General features: G+C 53.6%; 6 protein-coding genes. 1 reads left to right on the forward strand and 5 read right to left on the reverse strand.

The window, feature by feature from the left end:
- Positions 1-149 precede the first annotated feature (149 nt).
- The 5 genes from FJ147_25760 to FJ147_25780 all read right to left on the reverse strand — a co-directional run bounded on the left by FJ147_25760 (position 150) and on the right by FJ147_25780 (position 6,257).
- Positions 150-773, reverse strand: a complete 624-nt coding sequence (locus FJ147_25760) for an N-acetyltransferase (protein ID MBM4259294.1) — start codon at positions 771-773, stop codon at positions 150-152.
- 190 nt (positions 774-963) lie between these two features.
- Positions 964-2,007, reverse strand: a complete 1,044-nt coding sequence (locus tag FJ147_25765; protein ID MBM4259295.1) for a Gfo/Idh/MocA family oxidoreductase — start codon at positions 2,005-2,007, stop codon at positions 964-966.
- Complete coding sequence (locus FJ147_25770; protein ID MBM4259296.1) at positions 2,004-3,245, reverse strand: DegT/DnrJ/EryC1/StrS family aminotransferase; 1,242 nt, start codon at positions 3,243-3,245, stop codon at positions 2,004-2,006. The genes FJ147_25765 and FJ147_25770 overlap by 4 nt, the downstream gene beginning before the upstream one ends.
- Positions 3,238-5,043, reverse strand: a complete 1,806-nt coding sequence (locus FJ147_25775) for a DUF3473 domain-containing protein (protein ID MBM4259297.1) — start codon at positions 5,041-5,043, stop codon at positions 3,238-3,240. The genes FJ147_25770 and FJ147_25775 overlap by 8 nt, the downstream gene beginning before the upstream one ends.
- The gene (locus tag FJ147_25780) at positions 5,040-6,257 is read right to left on the reverse strand and encodes a UDP-N-acetylglucosamine 2-epimerase (non-hydrolyzing) (GenBank protein ID MBM4259298.1); all 1,218 of its coding nucleotides are present in this window, start codon (positions 6,255-6,257) and stop codon (positions 5,040-5,042) included. Before FJ147_25780 ends, FJ147_25775 begins: the two co-directional genes overlap by 4 nt.
- Before the next feature lie 440 nt (positions 6,258-6,697).
- Here FJ147_25780 and FJ147_25785 point away from each other — a divergent pair, with 440 nt between their 5' ends.
- Entirely contained in the window at positions 6,698-7,558 is an 861-nt protein-coding gene (locus FJ147_25785) for an intradiol ring-cleavage dioxygenase (protein ID MBM4259299.1), read from the forward strand.
- Positions 7,559-7,790: the final 232 nt, after the last annotated feature.

Raw genomic sequence — 7,790 nt, forward strand, 5'->3', positions numbered from 1 at the left:
GTCGCCCGCGTTCATCCAGCTCTTCGACCAGACTTCGATACTTAGACCGAAGCCAGCACACAATGGTCTCGTCTCTCATCCCTGCTCTTGTGCAGAGGCTCTCCACTCCGGTCAATCACTATTGCGGTAAGTTGTTTCCTGCCACCGCCTTAGGCAGGTGGGGATAGTTCAGTCACAACACGGTTAGTGATGACGTAGCTCAGTCCACAGACATGACAGGTCAGCGTATGTTCCGTGCAGGTTTGCGGTGAAAATCGCTCCAACAATTGTCCACAACGACAGACACAGCCGACAGACACCGCAGGGTGACCAATGACCAGATGAAAGTCAGGCACAGACTTCGTCACCACAGATCCCATCCCGACCATCGCAAATCGCCCGATCGTCAGATCATTGCCAATCACACTCCCAGCACCGATGGTTGCACCTGCACGCACGAGAGTTGGCAACGTGTGCTCATCGGGCTCCGAAGGACGAAGCTGACGGAGATCACTCGTTGTCGCACGGGGAAAGCGATCGTTGGTAAAGATCGTCCCCGCGCTAATCATCACGCCGTCTTCGATCGTCACCGCAGTACAGATATAAACGAAGGCATTGATCTTCACTCGGTTGCCAATCTGCACCCCATAAGCAACGTAACTTTTCTCACCAATGATGCACTCCTCGCCAATACGTGTAGAGTGACGGATATGAACGTTGTCCCAGATCGCCGAACCTGGACCAATCTCAACGCGGTCTTCGATAATTGCTGTGGGGTGGATAGAGGCATGCATACGTGATGTACGTCCGTTATCGTGCTCTCCTTAAGTCAGTTATAAAGGCGCACTCTATTCATGCTTCGACAAGCGCAGCATGAACGGGAGAGTTACCAGGGTTTTTCTCCGTTTCCCGTTCGCCCTGCGCTTGTCGAAGGGCGGTATGTTCCGCCGCGGTGTTCATTGCCAATCGCTACAGAAGAAGCCGCTATAGTGCTGCTATTGCCGGCTCTAACTTGATGCCCTCCAAGAGCGGTTCTCGTCGATGATCTACCGCTGTCCACTGGCTCCGACGCAGAGCATTATAGGCAGCAGCCACGACTTCGACCGACGCCAGAGCATCTTCCGGCGTAATGACGAGCTTATCTTCGCCACGAATAGCGCGGCAGAAATTCTCAATCTGACGACGAAACGCTTGAATCTTGTCGTAGCCTTTGCCGAAGGAAATCCATTCTCGACTGGATGACTGTCTATATTTCGATTCTTTCCAACCGACCGATACCGTGCCATGCGAACCGTAAATCATGAGATAACTGTCAAGTTCTTTATCGATACTCCAGGACAAGTCGCTTGAACCCATAACCCCACTGACACTGCGTACGAAGATGCGTACCGTATCTTCCACGGGTAACTTCTGGATGCGTTTGCCTTCGACAACTTGCACTTCAGCCAACGGACCAAGGAAATAACGCATCAAGTCGACAGCATGGGTACCGTTATCAATCAGCACTCCGCCACCGCTGATCTCGGGGTCAGAATTCCACCGCGTACTCATGTCGATACGTGAAGTAAAAGCATTCTCGAACAACACGATCTCGCCAAGAATACCGGACACCACGATACTGCGAGCACGAATGACATCTTCCGCAAAGCGAAACTTCGATGCCATCGTCAGTCGTGTTCGCATCCGTCGCGCCGTATCGACCATGCGTTTGGCACTCTCGACGTCAACGCTAAATGGCTTCTCGCACAACACATGCATACGGCGTTCAAGAAAGTATATCGAAGCCGCAGCATGCGTGGCTGGCGGTGAACACACAACGACGGCGTCAAGTGCCGTTTTTTCCGCCATGTCTTCATACGACGAGAAATGTTTACAGCCAAACACCTCTGCTAATGCCTGCGCCGCTTCAGGACGCACGTCCGCTACCGCTACTAATCGTGCATCTTGACACTCGGCAAATGCCAAGCCGTACGACCGAGCAATGCCCCCCGCTCCAATAATGCCAAATCTCAGCGCGTCGTCGTTCATGATTGCTCCTGTTGTAAACGCGTAACTGCGTGACGAATCGCCGTTGCGAGGGCCTCAACGTGCGCAATGGTGTATTTCTCATTCCAAGGCAACACCAACACATGCTCCAGCGCGGTGAAGGTACCAGGATAACGATCAGCGTCGTAATTCACCGCTTCTGGTCGCGCTAACGTAAAAGGATACCGACTCGTGCCAAAGGTCTGCTGTCGCTGGAAGAGCGCACAACGGAAGGCTGGCTTCTGAATATAACGCGGCGCCGACGCTATGCCTTGTTCACCCAGGAGTCGCCCAAGCGCAACCGCACCGCCAGGAACTTTTTCCCCGTCCACCCGAAGACAATACTTCCAGTAGGTGTGGATATTGCGGGCATCGACCCACGGGGTATCGATCCCAACTAATCCCTGCAGCCGCGCAGTGAACAGCGCCGCCATGGTGCGACGATTTTCTACCACTGTTGCTAGTTTGGGTAATTGGCCGACCGCCACGGCACCTTGCCGCTCGCTCATCCGGTAATTTAACGCCAGGAAGTAATGATCTGGCTGGGGGTCACCGTAGCCCCAGGCCTTGTTGATAAACAAAAACATCCGTCGAGCGAGGGCCGCATCGTGCGTGACCACGACCCCACCTTCACCTGTGGTGATATGTTTCCCCTGCTGTAGGCTAAAGCAGCCGATCGCACCCCAGGTGCCAACGTAGCGATCCTGGTGACGAGCGAGAAACGCTTGTGCACAATCCTCGATCACGGGGATCTGGCGTGCGTTTGCGAGCGCCATAATCGTGCTCATGTCACAGGGGTTACCAAATAGATGCGTGACGATGATCGCTTTGGTTCGCTCACTGACTCGTGCGGCGATCGATTCTGCAGTGACGTTATACGTGAGCGGATCGACGTCCGCGAACACAGGAATCGCCCCTTGATAGAGGATGGGAGCAATCGCACCCATATCCGTCACAGGGGAGGTAATAACTTCATCCCCTGGATTGGGATCCAGTGCCGCAATCGCAGTATGAACGGCGGCGGTCCCAGACGCACAGGCATAGGCATATTTTGTATCGAGCAGCTCAGCAAAGCGCTGTTCGAGCGTGCGCACGAACATCCCTTTGGTACTGGTCAAGGTTCCGCTTTGCAGCGCCTCAGCCAGGAGCGCAAGTTCTTCTTCGCCAAAAGTTCGACCAGAAGCGTCTTGGTCGGACGGAAGGGTAAGTCGTTGAAGAGGTGGAGGACGATGATCACTCATGAGGTTTCTCTTTCGCGGATGGAAGTGGTGAGACAGGTACGAGTGCCGTATGCGAGAGTAAAGCAGGAGGCTGAGCAGCCTCGGCCTTCTGGTTTTTCCTCTTTCCTACAACACGTTGGAAAAGCAGACGACTTAACAAGCGGAGATGGCCCAAAACGGTTCGTAGCACTTTCATTTTTGAATGGCCAAGGACACGAACTGCGAGCACGGCAGGATGCTCAATGACATGTGCGTTCCGTAACCCGAGTTGGCCAACCAATTCGGCAACGCCAAGAAAACCTTGTTCACGCAATGAGAGCGCGAGGATTGCATTTCTGCGATACACACGAAAACAACTGGTATAGGTATACAATCGTTGCGGGAGCACCCGTCGGTACAAAAACGACGCGGCCTTAGAGAGTGACAACCGCCAGTTCGGTACGTTGAGCACTTTTCCTTGCGGGTGATAGGGCGAGGCCGTAACGAGATCGACCCCCTCCGTGAGGAGCGGGAGCATGTTTTTCAGCTCGTGCGGGTCATACGTGCAATCACAATCGATCGAGCACACAATGTCGGTTGTCGCTGATTGGATTCCTGTCAGAATGGCCGCGGCCACTCCGCGATTCTCAAGGTGGCGCACGAGAGAACAATGAGGCCGTGCGCCAAACTGCTGCTGCAGAGAGGACCAGGTTCCATCGCTACTGCCATCATCGACAAAAATGAAATACAACTCGTACTCTCGGCTGAGGGTCTCCTCGACGCTGCGCAACGTGTTTGCAAGATAGGGGAGAACTAATTCTTCGTTGAAGCATGGCACAACGATACTGACCGCGACTCTTTGGCGTCCGCTGTCGCCAGTCGCCTCAAGAGGCATTGCGGAACCATTTGGCGGCACTTCCGCAGAACGCACGGTGATACTTGGCTGTTCGTGCAACGTAGGAAGAGGAGGTTCCACGACCGTAGGAGTCAACCCTAACGTTTCAGCAACTCCGGCAAAGTGATAGGTACGGAAATAATCCTCCAGAACCCAGTGCATTTTTTCTAAGTTCCGGTAATGGCGAATACGAGTAAGCGCAGAGGCAGCGCCAATCTTGGGCTGTTCGGTGTCTAGCTCCCACACATGGAAATACATCACAAATGGGGCTTCGCACGTCCGGTGCCAGCGTTTGACCGCATGCTTGATAAACGTATGGGGAAATTGGCGAAAGTAGTTCCCTCCAGCGATAGGCAGATTCCACCCTGCGAAGGACCAGGTAGACAGAGGAATCTCCCATATCTGGCCACTGTTACAACGCCGGCGGTGGACAAAGCGCAGCTCAGGGGTTGCATGGAAGGTTCTGCCATGCGGTAAGATACTGGAGTCGTAAGCGTAGCCTTCCTCAGCCAACACATCGAGCGCCCAGAGATCTGTCGGTGCAAGCCACTCATGGGCGACCCGATAGCCAAGGACCTGTGTACCGCTAGCGCGCTCAAGCGCATGACGTGAGCGTGCCAGATCTTCGCGAAATTCTTCGCGGGTCATTTGTTGGATACTGCGATGATAATATCCGCTACTGGCAATTTCATGCCCACATCGCACGACTTCTCTCACAATGTCCGGCTGTTTGTCGGCGATCCATCCCGAGACAAAAAAGGTCGCCTTGATGTGGAATCGATCCAACAGGTCAAGCGCTTTCCGCGTGTTCTGCTCAAAACGTGTCGGAAACCGATACCACTGTTCTTGCTGAATCAGTTGGTTGAATGCACCGACATGGAAATAGTCCTCCATGGCGATAGTTAAGATGTGGCGCCTGTCGGGTGGCGGACGCAATTCTGTCATAGCACGCTACTCGGGTGGCTCAGGGGGTTTTGAGAGATACCGAGCAGTTCGGCAATCGTCTGCACAATGCGGTGACCACTATCTCCGCGCCCAAAGGGATTCTCGCACGTTTGCAGTGCAGCCATCCATGATGAGTCCTGATACACCTCCTCCAGCATGTCGGCTAAACGCTGTGGGCAGCCACCCACAAGACGTGCGACACCAGCGGCGATGGCTTCAGGACGCTCTGTATTCTCTCGCAGGATCAACACCGGTTTCGGCAGTGTCGGCGCTTCTTCTTGAATCCCGCCAGAGTCAGAAACGATCAGCCATGCCTTCGACAACAGCGAGAGAAACGTGGGATAGTCCAACGGCGGTAACAGATAAATACGTGGATGCTGCGACAGCAGTGCACCCGCCAGCTTTCGTACCGCCGGGTTAGGATGCACGGGAAAGAGCAATGCGACATCAGGTCGAGTCTCAACAAAATGACGGAGGACGCAGAGATTGTCGCTCATCGCGGAGCCGAAACTCTCGCGACGGTGCGTCGTCAAGGCGACCCGTTTCAGCCCCGTAGTCTCTGCAAGAACCGAGGCAAGGGAAGGTGCATGAACATCATCTGCACTCTTCACAACAATGGTATGCAACGCATCGACAATCGGGTTTCCCGTAACAAAGATCTGGGCATCGGCAACGCCTTCAGCTAATAAATTGTCGCGATTCTGCGGCGTGGCAGCAAAATGGTAGGTCGCGAGCTGGGAAATTAACCGCCGGTTCATCTCTTCTGGATAGGGATTCCGCGGATCTCCAGAGCGTAAACCAGCTTCAACGTGGCCGACGGGTATTCGATGATGAAATCCTGCCAAAGCGCCAGCCAAAGCCGTCGTGGTATCCCCTTGAACGAGTAAGAGATCAGGTTGCTCGCGTAAGAGTAATGGTTCAAGAGCGTTCAGAACACGGGCACAAACTTGATTAGGGGTTTGCCCAGCCTGCATGACCTGCAGGTCGTAATCGATACGGAGGTCAAAAAGACGCACGAACGGATAGAGCAAATCAGTATGCTGCGCAGACGTGACATTGATAGTACGGAAAGACGGCGAGTGCTCAAGGTGACGGATGACTGGGGCGAGTTTGATCACTTCCGGTCGGGTGCCGAAGAGGGAGACAACTTTCTTACGCGTGACGGAATCTGCTCCGCCAACAGGGATGCAGTGAGAGTGCAAGCCTTCGTCCATGCCCAGTATTCCTAGTTCCGACTACGGCTCCCTCAGCGTGAGGAATCTCTCCCCAGGGAGAACAGCCATTCTCTCACGCATATCGGACTGATAGTTCAAACATTAAATAGAGAGCGAGGCTGTCCCACGGTACAGCAACCACCGAGTGTTTGTCGTATCGTTACTTTTTGTTAGTTGTATCCTCCTCCCTCCGCCTCCACATATTGGCACCAGAACATCATGCCACCACCCTTGCTTCCCATATCTCTAAAGAGGATCGAGACAAAAAACTAATGATCCGTAAGATAGTTTTTGTTCTCCGTCGTTTGAGGGGAGCAGTCGTCCCCCACGTGGCACCCTCCTTTCAGCCAGGTTTTCTTTCTTCTCCAGCCACATTTTGCTAGAACGTGCGGAAAACAATTCGTCACCAACGAATCGACTCACCAAATAAGGAGATCCCCATGCGCGAGATATCGGAAAAGAATCTAACCGAAGCCGTTGTTGCGCGCCTCGCCAATACCTCTGACCAACGGTTCAAAGAGATCACGACAAGTTTGATTCGCCACATGCACGCCTTCGTGCGCGAAGTTGAACTCACAGAGGAAGAATGGATGGCTGGCATCCAATTCCTCACCGCGACTGGCAAAACGTGTGATGACAAACGGCAGGAGTTCATCTTGCTGTCAGACACACTGGGGGTGTCGATGTTGGTAGACGCGATCAACCACCGCAAAGCTGAAGGCGCAACTGAGTCGACTGTCCTGGGACCGTTCTTTGTTCCAGGTGCTCAAAACTTGCCCAATGGTACGAACCTCGGAAAAGGTCTCCCCGGTGATCCCACCCTGTTCTCGGGTCGCGTTTTAGCGACAACTGGCAAACCCATTGTGAATGCCGAGATCGATGTATGGCATGCCGACGCCGAAGGGTTCTATGATGTCCAACGACCTACGCTGAACGAAATGCGCTTACGAGGGAAATTCCATACTGACGCGCAAGGAAAGTTCTGGTTTTGGACAACCAGGCCGACCGAGTATCCGGTGCCAACCGACGGCCCAGTGGGCAGCATGCTCAACAAGATGAACCGTCATGCCTACCGACCAGCGCACATTCACACAATGATCTCAGCTTCAGGGTATGAACCTGTCACAACCCACCTATTCGTCAAAGGTGATCGCTATCTCGATTCCGATGCAGTCTTCGGGGTCAAAGACTCACTGATTGTTGATTTTCAACGACATGAGGCGGGCACCGCACCGGACGGGACGAAGATCGAGCGGACGTATTTTACCGTCAATTATGACTTTGGCTTGAAAGCTGCGTAAGAGGCTCTGGACGCTAGTAGTCAGTCCATTTAATTTTGAGGGATAGGGTTTCGTCATGCCCGCGCAGGCGGGCATCCAGGGAAATTCAGCCGTGGCTTGTCGTTAAGGCATGGGCAAGAATTAAGTTACCGATTAAGAGCGAGGAAGAAGCGTATAGTTCCAATCGCCATGAAACTTACCGGGTTTGATATTGAGCGCTTGAAACTCATCGTCGGAGACCTGTAGGCCTTTG

This window comes from Deltaproteobacteria bacterium, from assembly GCA_016874775.1.
Lineage (GTDB): Bacteria > Desulfobacterota > Binatia > Bin18 > Bin18 > VGTJ01.